Consider the following 17,614-nt stretch of genomic DNA (forward strand, 5'->3'; position numbering starts at 1 on the left):
GTCTGTGGCTTTTTCATAAGGAAACCTGCGATGTCCTTGCATCCGGAACTCAATGCCTTCCTCGACCTGGCGCAAGAAAGCCAGGCGGACGGTCCTGGGCCGTTTCACCTGTCAACGCCCGCCCAAGCTCGTGAGGCGTTCGAGCGCACCACCGCGCAACTGCGCTGGCAGGCGCCTGCGCAGGTGCGCTGCAGCCACATCGAATTCACGGCACGCGATGGCGCGACGCTGGCGTTGCGTGTGTACCGTCCCGCTGACGTTTCGGCGCAGAGCCTGCCGGTGCTGGTGTACTTCCATGGCGGTGGCTACGTGGTCGGCAGCCTGGAATCCCATGACGGGGTGTGCCGCGAATTCTGCGCCAGAACTCCGTGTGCGGTGGTTTCAGTGGGTTATCGACTGGCGCCGGAGCACAGGTTCCCGACGCCGCTGAACGATGGCGCCGATGCCATGGCCTGGCTGGCCGATAACGCTGCAGCCGAAGGCCTGGACCTCACCCGCGTGGCTTTCGGTGGCGACAGTGTGGGGGCCACGCTGGCGACGGTGCTGGCGTTGCAGTCGGTGCTCGAGCCCGCGACGCTGGCAATTAAACCCTGCTGGCAACTGCTGTGCTATCCGGTGACGGACGCTTCTACCAATAGCCCGTCGACCGAGCTGTTCGGCGAGGGCTATCTGCTGGAGACCGAGACACTGGAATGGTTCTACCGGCATTACGCCCGGGAGGCGGCGGATCGTCTTGACTGGCGCTTCTCGCCATTGCTGGCGCCGGGGTACCCGGGCATGCCACCGGCGCTGATTGCGTTGGCCGGTCATGACCCGCTGCTGGATGAAGGGCGTGCCTATGCCCGACGGTTGCAGGAACAGGGGTTGGCGGTGGAAGTGATCGAGTACGCCGGGTTGATTCACGATTTCCTGCGCCTGCAGAGCGTGGTGCCGGATATCGACGAGGTGTACGGTCAATTGACCCAGGCATTGCGAGCCGCGCTGGCAGCTTGAGAACAGGCATAAAAAAACCGGGCCAGGCCCGGTTTTTTTGTGGGTGTTGCCTAGAAGTTGTACGTCACGTCAACCGAGGCGACGCGTTCCTGGCCGTAGTAGCAGCCGAACGAGTAGTTGCAGTGGGACACGTACTCGCGGTTGAACACGTTCTGCACGTTCAGGCTGGTTTCCACGCCACGCAGGCTTGGCGATACCTTGCTCAGGTCGTAGCTGACGGTGGTGTCATAGACCACAAAGCCCGGGACCTCGAACGAGTTGGCAGCATCACCGGGTTTGGGGCCGGTGTAGCGGGCGCCGGCACCGAAGGTCAGGCCATTGAGCACCGCCTGGGTGAAGTGGTAGTCAACCCACAGCGATGCCGAAACCGGAGCCTGTTGCTCGGTGCGGTTACCGGTGTTGCCGTAGTTGTTCTTGATGTAGAACGCGTCGAGGTAGGACGCAGCAGCCAGTACGTCGACGTTGGCAATCGTCGATTTGACTTCCAGTTCAACACCGCGGGAGCGAACCTGGCCTTGCTGGACCGAGTACTGGGTGTACTCGTTATCCTGGCTCAACACGTTTTTCTGCTTGATCTGGTACACGGAAGCCGTGATCAGCGTCTTCTCGAACGGCTGGTACTTCACACCCACTTCGTACTGTTCGCCTTCGGTCGGCGCGAAGGCCTTGCCGCCACGTTCGGGCGCGGTAGTGCCAACGGTCGGCAGGAAGGATTCGGAGTAGCTGACGTACGGCGCCAGCCCGAAGTCGGTGACATAGGTCAGGCCGACACGGCCGGTGAACTTGTTGTCACGCTGTTCGGTGATGGAGTTTGCAATCAGGTCCTTGTTTTCAACTTCGGCCCAGTCCTGACGGCCACCAATGGTCAGGATCCACTTGTCCAGTTTGATCTGGTCCTGCAGGTAGACGCCGGTCTGGCGCACGGTGTTGTCCCACTTGGTGGTTTTTTCCGGGGTCACGCTGCTGGTGTCGTAGTTGTTGTTTTCGCCGTAGAGGTTGATCGGCAGTACGTTGTAGGCGTTGTAGCCGGTGTATTTGCGGTTGAAGTTGCGATAGTCCAGGCCGACCAGGGTGGTGTGCTCCAGCGCGCCGGTGTTGAATTTGTATTCCAGGTTGTTATCGATGGTGTAGGCGGTGTTGTGCTGGCGCCAGTCGAGTTTGACACGGTTGGCCCGGGTCTGGTCGACCGCACCGGTGACTGCATCGGTGACGAAGCTGCGCAGGTAGAAGCCTTTGTAGTCGTCGCGTACGTCGGTGTAGCGGGCGGTGGAGCGACCTTTCAGATTTTCGCTGAAGCTGTGGGTCAAGTCGTAGCCCAGGATGAACTGGTCACGTTTGTAGTCGTTGTATTTCGAGTCGCCGGAGAAGAAGTTGCGGTCGATGCGTTTGCCGTTGGGGCCGCGCTCGAGAGAGCCGATCATTGGCAACGCCTGATAGTCTTCCAGGCCTCGGTCCCGCTGGATCTGCGCCAGTACGGTCAGGGATGTGTCGTCGTTCGGGGCCCAGGTCAGGCTGGGTGCCAGCAGCATGCGTTCGCTGTGGGTATGATCGACCTGCTGGTTGCCTTTCTTCGCGACGCCGACGATGCGATAGCTGAACTCTTTCTGATCGTCGAGCGGGCCGCTGGTGTCGAATGCGCCGTTGACCCGGTTGTAGCTGCCGGCACCGATCTTGACCTCGCTGCGTTGTTCGGTGGTTGGTCGCTTGGAGACCATGTTGATCAGGCCGCCTGGCTGGTTCTGGCCAAAGAGCACCGACGATGGGCCTTTGAGCACTTCGATGCGCTCCAGGGTATACGGATCGATTTGCGGGGCGCCGCCGAGGCTGCCGGCATAGGGCAAGTAAGCGCCGTCCAGGTACAGCTGGGTAGGGGCGAAGCCACGGCTGGTGATTTCGTCGGCGATCGCATTGCGGTCGGTGAAGCCGCCGGTGTTCAGGCCTGGCGTGTAGCGCAAGGCCTGGGTCAGGTTGAGTGCGCCCTGGGTTTCGATCTGTTTAGCGGTGACCACGTTGACGGTTTGCGGGATTTCCAGGAGGGGCGTATCGGTCTTGGTGCCGGTGGCGCTGCGGGTGGCAACGTAGCCGTCCACGGGGCCGTAGGCCGATTCAACAGCCTGGCCACTGATGGTGGTGGCACCCAGCTCCAGTGAATCACCCGTTGCCCGGGCACGTACGGTGACGGTGTTGGCTTGAACGGTGAACACAGCGCCGGTCCCCACCAGCATCTGCGACAACGCCTGTTCAGGCGACAACCGGCCGCTCACCGGCTGGCTGTGCTGGCCCTTTACATCATCGGCGCTGTACAGCACTTGCATGTTCGACTGGGTGCCCAGCGCCTGCAGGGCGCTTGCCAGTGATTGTGCCGGGATATTGAAGTTGATCTCCTGGGCCTGAACCTGCGCACTGAACGGCAACGCCAGCGCCATGCTGAACGCGGTGGCGCTGAAGCCCGGCTGCAGCATACGGCGCATGAACAAGGCTTTGGTAAAACGTGGAATCCCCGCAATTGCTGACATTGTGCTCACTCTTACTGGTTTTAATGGTTGCGTAGTTGTTAGCGATTCTTAATTAGACGCACGAGGCCGAAAAAACCAGAATGAGAATCTAACTTATTCATGCCGGTTGCAGTTCGGTGGCTACTTTCCCGGCTTCCATGCGCACCAGTTGGTCGGCAATGTCGAAGTAACGATCGTCGTGGGAAATCACGATGATGGTTTTGCCCAGGCGCTTGAGATCCGGCAGCAACTCGGTGTAGAAAATCCGCCGGAACGTCGGGTCCTGGTCTGCGGCCCATTCGTCAAACACCAGCACCGGGCGTTCCTCCAGCCATGCATTGACCAGCGCCAGGCGCTTGCGCTGGCCGGTGGACAGGTCGGTGGTGGTGAACGAACCGTCACGCACGCTGACCTTGTGGCCGATTTCCAGGCGCTGCAGGTATTGGTTGGCATCTTCGGGAATATGGGTATCGCCCTGCACCACGTCGTCGAACAGGTAGTAGTCAGCGAAGATCGTGGTGAACAACTGGCGATAGTCGTCACGTGTCACTGCCGTCACGGGCTGCCCGTTGAGGCGGATTTCTCCCTGCTGCGGGGCGTACAGGCCTAGCAGCAGCTTGATCAGGGTGGTCTTGCCGCAACCGTTTTCGCCGACGATGAAGATGATGTCGCCTTGCTCGATCTTCAGGTTGACCGGGCCCAGGCGAAACGGTGCGCTGCCTACGGTGGCGGGGAAACTGTAGGACACGTCCGTCAATTCCAGGCTGTGCACCGGCGTACTCTGGTTGCCTTGGTCGCTGAGCAGCAGGTGGGGTTCGGGCGAGGAAAACTGCTCCGACAGCGCGGCGATACGGCGGAATGCGATCTGTGCGCGGCTGACGATTGGCAGGGTGCCGATCAGATGCTCCAGCGGCCCTTTCATGTACAGCAGCACCAGCACAAAGCCGCTCATCACTGATTTGTCGGCACTCGGCCACAGTGATTGCAGGGCGAGTGCCAGCCCGATGACCACGAAAAACAGCATGGAGCCGAGGGTCTTGGCGACGACGAAAATATTCACCGAACGAATTTGTGTGTCGCAGATTTTGTCGGCGGTGCTTTCTATCCCCGACACAAACATGCGGTGCCTGCGCGGACGATGGATGCGCAATTCCTTGGCGCCCTCGGCGATGGAATTGTAGTGTTTCTGCAGTTCGTCTTCGGCGTCGCGGGCCTCCATGAAGCCTTTGATTCCCCGGCCCCGGGCGATGTACTGGACGACCGTGCCGATGATGATCGCGACCACCATGATCAAGAACATCGGCCATGACAGCATCGCCAGGTAACCCATGCAGCCAAGGGTGACGGTCAGCGAAATGGCCAGCGGGGCGAAGGCGAACGCGAAATCGCTGATGGTGTCGACGTCGTGGGTGAGCACCGGGATCAGGCGGTGGCTGCGGTAGCGCTCAATCTGTTCGATGGGCGCCGACAGGACTTTTTCCCCAAGCTCCTTGCGCAGCCGGGCGATGATCTTTTGCCCCACATAATTGGTGCCGATATCGGAAAAGATCGAACTGACCAGTGCCAGCAGGCAGAGGCCGGCAAAGGCGCCGACCACGGTGTTGGTCAGGCCGTTGTCGGCGTGCAGCACGGTATTGATGGTCGCCAGCAATACCGTGACGCTGAGGCCGCCGACCATGCCGAGCAGAATGGAGCCGACAACGATCAGCCGAAAGGGTTTGAGCAGGGTGAACAATTCATTGATCACCCCACGTGTTGGTTTGCTCATGGAGGTTCCCTGCTTGAAGATCGGCCGGGCCCGGCTTCGGTCGCGGGCTCGGCCTGGGTGGCATAGAGGGCGGTGGTGCGCCGCAATGCGTTGCATGACGGGTCACACACACCTGTAAAACGACTGGGGGGAGGGTTAATTTAGAGGGCTGGCTGCCTTACAGATCCCGCACGACGCGAAAGCCGATCCAGTCACCGCGGTTGTCCGGTACCAACGCATTGCGGTTGCCGGAGCGGGAGAACACGGGGGCTTCACCCCAGTCGTTGCCGCGGATGCGTCTGAACTGGCATTTACCGGTCAGCCAGGCGCTGCCGTCGCTTGGGGCGCCGACGTAATCGTCGTTGTAGCAATCGGCTGTCCACTCGTAGACGTTGCCGTGCATGTCGTACATGCCGAACGCGTTGGGCGGGTAGCTGCCCACCGGGGACGAGTAGCTGTAGCCATCCGCCGGGCCGTAGGTGTTGGCATGCTGGGCAATGCTGTAGCCCTTGCCCTCGTCGAACGGGAAGGGGAACGGGCCGGTGGAGCCGGCGCGGGCGGCGTATTCACGTTGGGCTTCACTGACCATCTGGTAGTGATGGCCGGTTTTCTTCGATAGCCAGGCGACGTAGTTCTGCACATCCTCGAAGTCCATGCACACGGCAGGTTGGCGCGGCCCCTGGGGGTAGCGTGGCTTGCTGGCGACGCACTCGCGGCCGGGTCGTTCATCGCCATTGGCAATCTTGACCCCGGACTGGCGTACATAGCTGTCCCACTCGCCGGCGGTGACCTGGAAGCGGCTCATGGCGAAGGGCCTGGCAAAGGTGACCGGGTGCATCGGGCCTTCATCAGGCTCGCGGCCCACTTCGTCTTCCGGGGTGCCCATGGTGAACGTACCGGCGGGCAACACGACCATTTCCGGGCAGTCCTTGCAGTCCTTGAACACTTTACCGGGTGTCGGCGTGGCCGCCTGGGCCAGCCCCGGTAGCAGGGCACTGCACAGTGTTGTCAGAATCACTGCGGCCAGCGGTTTCAGGTGCGGGTGATGGTTCATGGGAGCATCTCGCTGAAATGAAAAAGAGGCGTCACAACCGTTGGCTCAGCAACGTCATGAAGCGCTGGATCTCGGCCGATGTGTTGAGCAGGCCCGGGGAAGTGCGAATCACCGGGCCGGCGTCCCGATATACCGAGTCGATCACTACCCGGTTTTTCATCATGTGGGCGGCCACGTCGCGGCTGTCCTGGCCGTTGACCCGGAAGAAGGTGAAGCCTGCCGACAACTCGCTGCTGCGGGGTGTCACCAGCTCTATCTTCGAGTGCGCCAGCAGTTGGGTCTTCAGTTCGTCGTTGAGCTGATGAATGCGTGCCTGTACCTGCGGCTTGCCCAACTGCAAGTGCAGTTTGAAGGCTTCATCCGCAGCCCAGCGATGTTCAAAGGCGTGGTAGCCGCCGGGTGTCATGGTGGTGGCGAAGTTGGTGTCTTCGGAGAAGGTCGGCACCATCGGTGTAACGTCGGTGTTCTGTTCCGAGCGGGCGCAAATGATCCCGGTGCCCCGCGGGCCGAACATCCACTTGTGGGTGCCGGCAATGAAAAAGTCGCAATGCATGTCCGGGAAATCGAGGTTCTCGACGCCAAACCCATGCACACCATCGACCACGTAGAGGATGCGGTCCTTGTCGTCACGATTGCGGTTGTGTTCATCCACCAGCTTGCCGATCGCGCCGATCGGCAGCTTGACGCCGCTGCCGGATTGCACCCAGGTCATGCCGAGCACACGGGTATTGGGGCGGATATTGCGCTCGATAGAACCGAGCACTTCATCGACGGACACCGAATGGGCGCTCTCGAACAATTTGATCTTGCGTACCTGGGTGCCTTCCTTGCGTACCCGGAAATCGAGGCTGTAGGCGGTGGCGTAATGTTCGTGAACAGTGGTGAGGATTTCCTGGTCGGGGCGTACCTGGATCCCGCCGTAAATCATCGCCAGGCCTTCGGAGGTGCTGCCGGTCAGGGCTATCTGGCCGGGCCTGGCATTCAGGTAGCGGCCGGCCCATTCGCGCACCTGGCCTTCACGCTTCCATGTCTCTTGCAGGTCCCAATCCATGGCCAGGCCGGGGTTGCGGTCGATCTGCGCGCGGTAGCGCTCGATGGCCTCACGCACCGGCTTGGGGTGCGAGGCCACCAGGAAATTCGAAAAGTGCAGGTAGTCCGGGTCCTGGGTAAACAGTTGGCGAAAGCCTGCCCAAGGGTCGCCAGGTGGTGCCGCATTGCCTGCCAGTGCCTGGGGGATGATGGCAGTGCCCAGCGGCAGGCTCGCGGCGAGAAGCCCGGCCTGCTTGAGAAACGTACGGCGGTCGGTCATGAATTCACTTCATTCATTGAGGGTGGTTCAGCGGTTGGCCAATGGCTTGGCAGCTTTTTGTACCTGGTCCCAGACCCGCAGGAAGTTGCCTCCCCAGAGCTTGGCGATATCGGCTTCGGAGTAGCCGCGCTGGATCAGTTCCGCAGTCACGTTGCGCACTTCGCCGACGTTCTCCCAGCCCTTGAGGCCGCCGCCGTCGTTGAAGTCCGAGGCGATGCCGACGTGGTCGATGCCAACCTTGCGCACGGTGTAATCGATGGCATCGCCCAAGTCCTTGAGGGTGGCCTTGGGTTCTTCTTCGAGGATGGCGTACAGCGCACTGGCGTATTGGCCAAACTTTTGTTCTGGCCAGGCCGAGATGATCGGGTCGCCGGGCATCAGGGCTACGGCCAGGTTGGGCAGTGGCGGCAGGTCGAAGCGCGCGCGCAACGCGTTGAGTTTGTCCTGGGTGGGCTGGCTGAGGGGGCGCAGGTAAGCTGGGAAGCCCACCACCTGAACGACACCGCCGCTGTTCTTGATCAGTTGCAGTTCCTTGTCGCTGAGGTTGCGCGGTATGTCCACCGACGCCCGTGGCGCCGAGTGGGAGGCCACCATCGGTGTGCGGCTCAGTTGCGCAACTTGCTCCAGGGCCTTGGTGGACATCTGCGAGACATCAATGATTACCCCCAGGTCGTTGAGGCGATGCACGGCTTGCTTGCCGATATCCGAGAGGCCGTCGAGGGCATCGGGTGAGTCATTGAAAAACGGCAGTGGGCGTGACGAGTCCGACCAGGCGTTGTTGCCGATGTAGCTGAAGCCGAACATGCGCATGCCGCGCGCGGTCCACAGGTTCAACTGATTAAGGTCATCACCCAGCGGGTAGGCGTTGAGCATGCTGATAAAGATCGCAAACTTGCCTTCGCCATGCAGGCGCCGGAAATCATCCGGGGTGTAGGCAATGCCCACTTGGTTGGGGAAGTCGCGAACCATGCCGGAGATGATCTTGTAGCGAGTCTCCTGCTGGTGGCGGGCTTCTTCGACAAAACCCGCGGTGGGCTTGTGGGGCGCATTGGGGCCGTTCCACATTTCCGGCCAGCCGAAAATCGTCAGGGCTGCACCCGACAGGCGCCCCCGGCTGGCCTTGGCCAGGTCGAACTGGCCGCTGCCGTCCTTGTCGGCTTCGTTGCCGGCGGTACCAAAGTTGAGCGGCACGGTGATGTGACTGTCGAACGACAGCAGGCGGTCCTGCATCTCATTGGCCTGCTTGATTACCGCCAACGGGTACCCGGCATTGCCCCTGAACCAATGGTCCCAAGCCAGGAATCCGGCCCCGGCGCCAATGGCCAGGACCAGCGGCAGGCCGAAGTACAACGCCTTTTTCGAACGTGGTTTTGTCATTGCCATCTCAGTCAGTTGAGGCCTTTGCTATCTGGGATGAACGAGCGATGGGCGGGAAAATTTAAGCCTGGGAGGCGCGGTGCTAAATTTCCCCTGTCAGCGAACGTTCTAGCTTGGATAAAGCCTGCTTGATGGCTGACACAGGTAAAGCAATGACGATTTCTCGACGAGGGTTCATCGCCGGCCTGGCGCTGACTGGCGCTGCAGTGCCTGCGGCCTTTTATGCCCATCGCGAGCTGACGCGTGAAGAGTTTCCGATTACCCCGGGCGAAGCCACGGTGGATCTGGCAGACACCGCCGGCCAGCATTTGGCGGACAGCCTGCGTGGCGTTTGGCATGTGCAGTTGGCAGGCCGCGATGCCGGCCTGAAAGGCCTGCCCCTGGAAGGCCTGGAATTGCTCCTCGACGTTGCCCCGCGTGGGCGTGGCCTGCGGGGCTACCTCGACACTGGCGAACAACTGCGTGCCGACGGCGAGCCGCGCTATCGTGTGTTGGGTGACCTGACTCCCGGCGACGGGGCGCATCTGTACTGGCGCCTGATCGACCGCGATGCCGTGGACGGGGCTCCAGCCTACGAGTTCAAAATGACCCTTGATGAAGTCTGGGCCGAATTCGGTAACGCCGGCAGCGGCACCTTGAGCGGGCAGATCCTCAGCCTGGACCGCCCATTGGCCCTGCTCGAACGGGACAATCATTTTGTCGCCACCAAGCGGCTGTTTCCCGAGGCGCGTGAGCGCATCGGTCTCAACCCGGTTCTATTGGCCTGGTTGATTGCTCCCGAACATCGCCTGTTTCACCAGCTCTGGCACGCTTCCCGTGACCAGTGGCACAAACTCTCCGAAGACAAGCGTAATGCCTTGCGGGGGATCGGCTGGCAGCCTGGTCCGCGTGACCGGGAGCGCGATGCACGGGGGCCGCGCAAGGATCGCAACGGTTCGGGCATCGACTTCTTTTTCATGCATCGGCACATGCTGGGCGCCGCACGTTCGATGCAGGACTTGCCATCGTGGACGTACTTCCCTCAGCCACAGCCGGGGCTGGAGCGTGATCGCCAGGGGTTTGTGCGTTATTTCGACAATCATGACGGTTTCGCGTTGCCGCCTACCTGGATGGCGGCGAATGACAGTGCGTATACCCAGTGGGTCAGCGATATCAAGGCGGCCGAGACTTACCACAGTAACTTTGAGGTCTGGGAGTCGCAGTACCGCGACCCGCGCTACCTGGCGAAACTCACATTGGGGCAGTTCGGCTCTGAGGTGGAGCTGGGCCTGCACGACTGGCTGCATATGCGCTGGGCCTCGGTGCCGCGGGACCCGTCCAACGGCGCGCCGGTGCCTTTTGCACGGGACCCGGCTGACTTTGCCGCGCGTTGGTACGTGGCAGAGAATGACTTCCTTGGAGATCCGTTTTCTTCTCACGTGAATCCGGTGTTCTGGCGTTTTCATGGTTGGATCGATGACCGCATCGAGGATTGGTTTCGTGCCCACGAGCGTTTTCATCCGGGTGAAGTGAGCCGGCTGGAGGTCAACGGCGTGCCCTGGTTTGCGCCGGGGCGCTGGGTGGAGGTGGATGACCCGTGGCTGGGGCCGGACACCCATGGTTGCAGCACCACGCCGGGGTTGCAGATGGGCAAGTCGATGGAGATGGACCCGGAAACCATGAAGCTGGCGCTGCGGATTACCTTCGGGGCGGATGAGGACAAGCTGGCCGAGCTGTTTCGCAAGGTGCCGAAGCGTCCCTGGTATGCGCGGCATTTGAAGGTCAAGGAGCGGGTGCTCTAAAGGGCGCCGCTCAACGGTGGGAGCCGGGCAAGCCCGGCTTTCATTCAGTTGATGGTGCTTGCTGGTACCTGCCAGCCGCCCCCCAGCGCCTTATACAGCGCAATGCTTGCGTTCAGCCGTGATCGGCGCAATTGCACATTCAAATCCTGCGCCGCGTATAACGTACGCTGCGTCTCCAGCACCGTCAGCAGATCCTCCGCTCCGGCCTCGTATCGGCTCTGGGCAATCTCAAAGGCAGTCTGCGCCTCCCTCAGTTCCTCGCTCTGCCACTGACGCTGCGCATCCAGCCCGCGAATGCTGCTCAGGGCTTTTTCCACATCGGCAAAGCCATTGATGATCGCTCCCCGGTAAGTCTGCAGCAGCTCATCCTGACGCGCCCGGGCCTTGTCCCGCTCGGCGCTCAGGCGGCCATTGTTGAAGATCGGTGCGACCAGGCCGGAAGTGAGGTTGTAGAACGGGCTGCGCACTACGTCGGCGAGCTTGTTGGCGCCCGAGCCAAGGTCGGCACTGAGGGTGAGGGTGGGCAACATGGCTGCCCGGGCGACGGTGACGTCTGCCTGGGCTGCTGCCAGCCGGGCCTCGGCACTGGCGATGTCGGGACGGCGGCTGAGCAGTTGGCTGGGAACACCGGCGGCGATGCCCGGCCAGTTCAATTGGGCGAAGGGTTGCGGGGCCAGGTGCAGGTCCTGCACCGGTGTGCCCAGCAGTGCCGCGAGGCTGATCAAGGCCTCGTCGGCCTGTTGCTGTGCCAGCGGCAGTTGGCGTTGTTGTGCGGCCACGAGGCTTTTTTGCTGGGCCAGTTCCAGGGCGGTGGCGGAGCCTGCATCGTGGCGAGTCTGCACCAGCTTCAACACGTTTTGGGCGTTGTCCAGGTTGAGTTGGGCGATGCGCAGTTGCTCACGCAATGACAGCCACTGGGTATAGCTGGTCGCAACACCGCTGAGCAGGGTCAGTTCCACGGTGGCCTGGTCGAACTCGCTGGCGCGCACCTCTTCCACGGCGCTGTCCCGGGCGGCGCGCTTGCCACCCCAGAAATCAATTTCGTAAGTGGCGCTCAGGCGCGCATCGAAGTAATCCACGGCCTTGTTGCTGCTGGTGGCATCCAGCTGACTGTAGCCCTTGCCCCGCAGCAGCTTCTGGCGGTTTGCATTGAACGCGCCGGTGAGTTCAGGCAGCAACGGTGCGCCGGCTATCACTGCGCTGGCCTGGGCCTGGCGCACTCGGGCCATGGCGCTGGCCAGGTCGTAACTGCCGCTGCGAGCCCGTTCGATCAGTTGGTTGAGCTGGGGGCTGTCGAAGCTTGTCCACCATTGCTGGTTGGCCCGCAGCGCCGTTGCGTCGCTTGCGCTGTGCCAGGCGGGCGGTGTTTGCATGCCTGCGCCCGGACGCGGTGCGGGGCTGCTGCAGGCGGCCAGCAGCAGGCTGGCGGCGAGGAGGGTCAGGGACACTTTCATAGGGCGATCATTCACTGGTAAGGGCCTTGACCGGGTCAAGTCGAGCGGCTTTGCGGGCCGGCATGAAACCGAAGATAACGCCGGTGACCAGGGCGCAGAAGAAGGCCCCCACGGCGGCCGGAATCGAGAACGCGACGGCCACGTTGCTGAGGATCAGCACGCCGCCCACCAGCAGGGCGAGGCCGATGCCGGTGACGCCGCCGACCACAGAGAGCATCACCGCTTCAGTGAGGAACTGGCGCAGGATGTCCCGCTGCCGCGCCCCGGTGGCCATGCGAATGCCGATTTCCCGGGTGCGTTCACGTACGGTCATCAGCATGATATTCATCACCCCGATACCTCCCACCAGCAGCGAAATCGCGGCAATCGAGCCGAGCATCAGTGACAAGGTATTCTGGGTGCGTGCCTCGGCCTGGATCATCGCGGCATTGTTGGTCAGTTCAAAGTCGTGCTTGCCGTTGTGCAGGCGCAGCAACAACTGATTGATAGCCTGTTCGGCGTCGTGCACGTTGCGCGCGTCGGCGGCGGCAATCACTACGTATTCGGGGTTATAGCTGCCGAACAGACGCACGCTGGCGGCAGAGTAGGGGATGGCGATACGGTCGTCGCTGTCTTTGTCGCCGGAGCTGGCGCCTTTTTCGGCGAGCACTCCGACCACCTGGAATGGAACGTTTTCGATCAGGATGTATTGCCCGATCGGGTCGGTCACATCCTTGAACAGCTTGTCGCGTACCCGTTTGCCGATCACTGCCACCGTGGCTCCGGCGCGCTCGTCGGCCTCGGTGAAGTAACTCCCCTCGACCACTGGCCAGTTGAAAATGGCCGGGAAATTGGTGTCATTGCCCCCGACATACGCCATATGGTCGACGTTGCCAAAGCGAACGCCGGCCTCTGCGCCGTTCACCGGCATGATGCGCTTGACCTGAGGCAGGGCCGCCAGGGCGGCCACGTCGTTGAGGGTGATCACGCCGGGTGGTGTGCGCGGGTTGGGCGCCGACCCGCTGACGTAGAGGATATTGGAGCCGAAAGCGCCCATCTGCGCCATCACCTGGCGCTTGCTGCCTTCGCCCACCGCCAGCATCACCACCACCGACGCCACGCCGATGATGATCCCCAGCAGCGTCAGCGCTGTGCGAAAACGGTTGATCCACATCACCCGCCACGCGGCTTGCACGGCATCCAGCAGCTCGGCTTTCCAGGCGCCGTTGTGCTCGGCGCCATCGGCCAGGCGCTGGCGCAGGTCCACGGCTTGCAACGCGCCGGAGATGGCCACGGGGGGCGTCTCGCTGGTGTCGGCAGAGTCGCTGATGATCAGCCCGTCGCGGATCTCGATGATGCGATTGGCCCGCGCCGCGACTTCGCGGTCGTGGGTGATCAGGATGACCACGTGGCCCTGGCTGGCCAGTTCGTCCAGCAGGGTCATGACCTCGGCGCCGCTGTGGCTGTCGAGGGCGCCGGTGGGTTCGTCGGCGAGGATGATATGCCCGCCGTTCATCAACGCCCGGGCAATCGACACCCGCTGTTGCTGGCCGCCGGAAAGCTGGTGCGGGCGGTTGCCGGTGCGCTCGGCCAGGCCCAGGCGCGTGAGCAGGGCCTTGGCGCGGGCATGGCGTTCGGCGGCGCTGATACCGGCATAGATCGCCGGCATCTCGACGTTTTCCTGGGCCGAGCCGGATGGGATCAGGTGATAGCCCTGGAACACGAAACCGAAGGCCTCGCGGCGCAGCCAGGCGAGTTCGTCGCTGTCGAGCTGGGCGACGTTCTCTCCGGCGAACAGGTAGTCGCCCTCGGTGGGGCGGTCGAGGCAGCCGAGGATATTCATCAGCGTGGATTTGCCGGAGCCGGAGGCGCCGACAATCGCCACGAATTCCCCGGCATGGATCGCCAGGTCGATGCCGCGGAGCACATCAACCTGCGGCGTGTCGCCGCCGCCGTAGGATTTGCGGATGCCCTTGAGTTCGATCAGTGGGGTCGACATTCAACCTCCGCTGCCATCGGCCGGGCCGATCAGCAGGTGATCGCCTTCGTTCAGGCCTTCCAGCACCTGGACCCGCAGGCGGTCGCTGAGGCCCAGGCGGATTTCGCGTTGCTCGATGCTGCCGTTTTTCGCCACCACGCGGGCGATCTGTTTGTCGCCGCCGAGGCTGCCTTGCAGGGCGGCGACCGGCGCGGTCAGGGTGTCCCTGGCCTGGCCGGCGACGAAGAATACCTGGGCGGTCATTTCCGCCATCAAGGCGTTATCGGTGTTGTCGACGTCCAGCAGCACCGTGTAAAGCACCACTCGCCCGGTGCCGCTTTTGCTGGCGCTGCTCGGGCTGCCACCGCCCTGGCTGGTTTCGTTGAGCGGCTTGGGCGGGATCGGCAAAATCTGCCGTACGGTGCTGGTCCAGCGTCGGCTGCCGCCGCTCAGGGTGGTGAAGTAGGCCGTCATGCCGGGTTTGACATGGCCGATGTCGGCTTCCGAGACTTCGGCCCATACGGTCATCGGCGAAAGCTTGGCGATCCGCAGGATCAGCGGGGTTTGCTGCTGGGCGTTGAGTGTCTGGCCTTCCCGGGCGTCCACCGCGACCACGGTGCCGCTCATTGGCGCATAAATGCGCGTGTAGCCCAACTCTGCCTCGTCACTGCGCAGGCTGGCCCTGGCCTGGCGAATCTGCGCCAGGAACATGTCGACCCGCGCCTGGGTGGCGCTCAGTTCGGCCCTGGCAGTTTGCACGTCTTCCTCGCGGGTGGCGTTGCCGGCGACCAGGCGTTGCTGGCGCTGGTACTTCTGGCGAGCCAGTTCGTGCTGGGCCCGTTGCTCCTGCAACTGGGCCTGCAGGTTCTCGATGGCGTAGCGGCTGGCATCGAGCTTGGCTTTTTGCGTGGAGGGGTCGATCTCTACCAGCAATTGGCCTTCCTTGACCTGGGCACCGGCCTCGACGTGAATCTTCTGGATCTGTCCGGACGCTTGGGCGCCCACGTCGACGTAGCGCCGGGGTTGCAGGGTACCCAGGGCCGTGACGCTGCTTTCGATATCGCCCCGGGTCACGGTGACGGTCGCCAGCTTGTCCCGGCCCGACGGCAGGACCTGCCAGGCTGCTAAAGCGATGATGGGGATGAGGCACGCGACCACAAGCAGGGCGCGTCGGGCAGGTCGAGGACGTTTCATGCAGAGTTCCAGCCAGGAAAGATCGGCCCGCAGGAGCGGGAAGCTGACAGGTAGACGAGGAAATTGTCCGGGGATTTAGGCCGTTACATATGCCGTTACAGGTGTGTCAGGCAAAATAATTGGCCGGCGTTGCAAGTCTTGTTTAAAACTAGATGAGAATTACTATAAATTACACACACCTCAAACTGCCATCATCGAATCGGCCGTTATCTTCGTACTCAAAGGACCTAATGCCGCCTACAGGCGGTCGGGAGTCATGTTGGAAAACTACTATCGCGAGCTGGTGTGTTTCCTCAACGCCAAGCTGGGCAACCGTCAGGTGGCCGAAGATGTGGTGCATGACGCTTATGTGCGGGTGCTGGGGCGTGCCAGCGAGGTCCCGATCGAGCAGCCCCGGGCATTTCTCTATCGCACGGCGCTGAACCTGGTGATCGACGGTCATCGGCGCAACGCCCTGCGCCAGGATGAACCCCTGGAAGTACTCGACAGCGAGGAGCGTTTTTCGCTGTCTTCGCCCCATCACTGCCTGGACCACGGCCAGCGCCTGGAGATGCTTGAGCGCGCGCTGGCCGAGCTGCCGGCGCTCTGCCGTGACAGTTTCCTGTTGCGCAAGCTCGACGGCCTGTCCCACCTGCAAATCGCCGAGCGCCTGGGTATTTCCCGCGCGCTGGTGGAAAAACACATCGTCAATGCCATGAAGCATTGCCGGGCGCGCATGCGTGAGTGGGATGCGCACTGATTCCAGCGTTAGCTAAATTTTATTTCATTGTCCTCGTCTCCTATCAACACACGACCTGTTGCTGTGCCTTCAGGTCTCTGAGGCTTTCCCGCCCCACTGCCACGGGGCTTATCCAGAGGACACTGGAATGACACAGGCAATTGCATCGCCCGCCGTTCACGACCTGATCGGTATCGGGTTCGGCCCTTCGAACCTGGCGCTGGCCATCGCCCTGCAGGAACGCGAGAAAGCCCAGGGCAAACTGGACGTGCTGTTCCTCGACAAACAGGCCGACTACCGCTGGCACGGCAACACCCTGGTCACCCAGAGTGAATTGCAGATTTCCTTCCTCAAGGACCTGGTGACCCTGCGCAATCCCACCAGCCCTTATTCCTTCGTCAATTACCTGAAGGCCCACGGGCGCCTGGTGGATTTCATCAACCTGGGTACCTTCTATCCGTGCCGCATGGAGTACAACGACTACCTGCGCTGGGTCTCCGGGCAGTTCCAGGCGCAAAGCCGCTACGGCGAGGAAGTGCTGGCCATCGAGCCGATCCTGCATCAGCAGCAGGTAGAGGCGCTGCGGGTGATTTCCCGGGACGCCCAGGGTGAACAGCACGTGCGCACCACCCGCTCGGTGGTGGTCAGCGCCGGTGGTACGCCGCGTATTCCGGCGTCGTTCAAGGCGCTCAAGGATGACGGTCGGGTGTTCCATCACTCCCAGTACCTGGAACGCATGGCTCAGCAACCGTGTGTCGACGGCAAGCCGATGCGCATCGCGATCATCGGTGGTGGCCAGAGCGCAGCCGAGGCGTTTATCGACCTCAACGACAGCTTCCCGTCGGTGCAGGTCGACATGATCCTGCGCGGCTCGGCCCTCAAGCCTGCGGATGACAGCCCGTTCGTCAACGAAGTGTTCTCGCCGGAGTTCACCGACCTGGTGTTCCAGCAGAACGGCAGCGAACGCGAGCGCCTGGTCAACGAGTACCACAACACCAACTATTCGGTGGTGGACCTGGACCTGATCGAGCGCATCTACGGGATCTTCTACCGCCAGAAAGTCTCCGGCATTGCCCGTCACGCGTTCCGTACCCTGACCACCGTGGAAAAAGCCACGGCCGGGCCGCTGGGTGTGGAGTTGGCGCTGCGCAACAACGCCACCGGCGAAACCAGCCTCAACCATTACGATGCCGTCGTACTGGCCACCGGTTACGAGCGTCAGATGCATCGTCAGTTGCTCGCACCGTTGGCCGACTATATGGGCGACTTTGAAGTCAGCCGCGACTACCGCATCGTCACCGACGAGCGCTGCAAGGCCGGCATCTACATGCAGGGCTTCAGCCAGGCCAGCCATGGCCTGAGCGATACCTTGCTGTCGATCCTGCCGATCCGTGCCGACGAGATTGCCGCGTCGCTGTACGAACACGACCGCAGCCGCGGCAAGAGCCGTTCGGTGCAGGACGTGTTGCTGGCCACCGCCAGCTGACAGGCTGCACTTGAACCGCGGGGGCGGCTACTGATACTGTACAAAAAAC

The 17,614-nt window shown here is 62.2% G+C and carries 12 protein-coding genes; 4 read left to right on the forward strand and 8 right to left on the reverse strand.

The genetic code is table 11. The annotated features are described in order from the left end of the window. Positions 1-30 precede the first annotated feature (30 nt). Entirely contained in the window at positions 31-993 is a 963-nt protein-coding gene (locus tag AC3WKX_RS15760; protein ID WP_102605424.1) for an alpha/beta hydrolase, read from the forward strand. A 50-nt stretch (positions 994-1,043) separates the two neighbouring features. On the opposite strand, the gene AC3WKX_RS15765 is transcribed toward AC3WKX_RS15760, so the two are convergent. The 5 genes from AC3WKX_RS15765 to pvdM form a co-directional block, all read right to left on the reverse strand. Beyond that, positions 1,044-3,509 carry a TonB-dependent siderophore receptor gene (locus AC3WKX_RS15765; protein ID WP_102605425.1) on the reverse strand — a complete coding sequence of 822 codons (2,466 nt, stop codon included), beginning with the start codon at positions 3,507-3,509 and terminating at the stop codon, positions 1,044-1,046. Positions 3,510-3,606: 97 nt separating this feature from the next. Further along, entirely contained in the window at positions 3,607-5,256 is a 1,650-nt protein-coding gene (locus AC3WKX_RS15770; protein WP_102605426.1) for a cyclic peptide export ABC transporter, read from the reverse strand. 157 nt (positions 5,257-5,413) lie between these two features. Beyond that, complete coding sequence (pvdO, locus tag AC3WKX_RS15775; protein ID WP_003208550.1) at positions 5,414-6,289, reverse strand: dihydropyoverdine dehydrogenase; 876 nt, start codon at positions 6,287-6,289, stop codon at positions 5,414-5,416. Between the two features lie 31 nt (positions 6,290-6,320). Beyond that, positions 6,321-7,598 carry a pyoverdine-tailoring periplasmic protein PvdN gene (gene pvdN, locus AC3WKX_RS15780; protein WP_003208551.1) on the reverse strand — a complete coding sequence of 426 codons (1,278 nt, stop codon included), beginning with the start codon at positions 7,596-7,598 and terminating at the stop codon, positions 6,321-6,323. A 27-nt stretch (positions 7,599-7,625) separates the two neighbouring features. After that, entirely contained in the window at positions 7,626-8,975 is a 1,350-nt protein-coding gene (gene pvdM / locus AC3WKX_RS15785) for a pyoverdine-tailoring dipeptidase-like protein PvdM (protein WP_008434503.1), read from the reverse strand. Between the two features lie 152 nt (positions 8,976-9,127). Here pvdM and pvdP point away from each other — a divergent pair, with 152 nt between their 5' ends. Then, positions 9,128-10,756, forward strand: a complete 1,629-nt coding sequence (pvdP, locus tag AC3WKX_RS15790; protein ID WP_102605427.1) for a pyoverdine maturation tyrosinase PvdP — start codon at positions 9,128-9,130, stop codon at positions 10,754-10,756. Positions 10,757-10,800: 44 nt separating this feature from the next. Here pvdP and AC3WKX_RS15795 read toward each other — a convergent pair whose 3' ends face one another. The 3 genes from AC3WKX_RS15795 to AC3WKX_RS15805 are packed head-to-tail and all read right to left on the reverse strand — an operon-like array spanning position 10,801 to position 15,361. After that, the gene (locus AC3WKX_RS15795) at positions 10,801-12,210 is read right to left on the reverse strand and encodes an efflux transporter outer membrane subunit (protein ID WP_102605428.1); all 1,410 of its coding nucleotides are present in this window, start codon (positions 12,208-12,210) and stop codon (positions 10,801-10,803) included. Positions 12,211-12,217: 7 nt separating this feature from the next. Beyond that, positions 12,218-14,188, reverse strand: a complete 1,971-nt coding sequence (locus tag AC3WKX_RS15800) for a MacB family efflux pump subunit (RefSeq protein ID WP_102605429.1) — start codon at positions 14,186-14,188, stop codon at positions 12,218-12,220. Then, positions 14,189-15,361, reverse strand: coding sequence for an efflux RND transporter periplasmic adaptor subunit (locus tag AC3WKX_RS15805; RefSeq protein WP_102605430.1), 1,173 nt, complete (start codon positions 15,359-15,361; stop codon positions 14,189-14,191). It abuts the gene before it with no gap. Between the two features lie 256 nt (positions 15,362-15,617). Here AC3WKX_RS15805 and AC3WKX_RS15810 point away from each other — a divergent pair, with 256 nt between their 5' ends. Together AC3WKX_RS15810 and AC3WKX_RS15815 are read left to right on the forward strand one after the other, a co-directional pair. Continuing rightward, positions 15,618-16,100, forward strand: a complete 483-nt coding sequence (locus tag AC3WKX_RS15810; protein ID WP_032899291.1) for a sigma-70 family RNA polymerase sigma factor — start codon at positions 15,618-15,620, stop codon at positions 16,098-16,100. 127 nt (positions 16,101-16,227) lie between these two features. After that, complete coding sequence (locus AC3WKX_RS15815) at positions 16,228-17,565, forward strand: lysine N(6)-hydroxylase/L-ornithine N(5)-oxygenase family protein (RefSeq protein ID WP_003208565.1); 1,338 nt, start codon at positions 16,228-16,230, stop codon at positions 17,563-17,565. The last annotated feature ends 49 nt before the right edge of the window (positions 17,566-17,614 follow it).

Source organism: Pseudomonas sp. GP01-A4 (assembly GCF_058780865.1).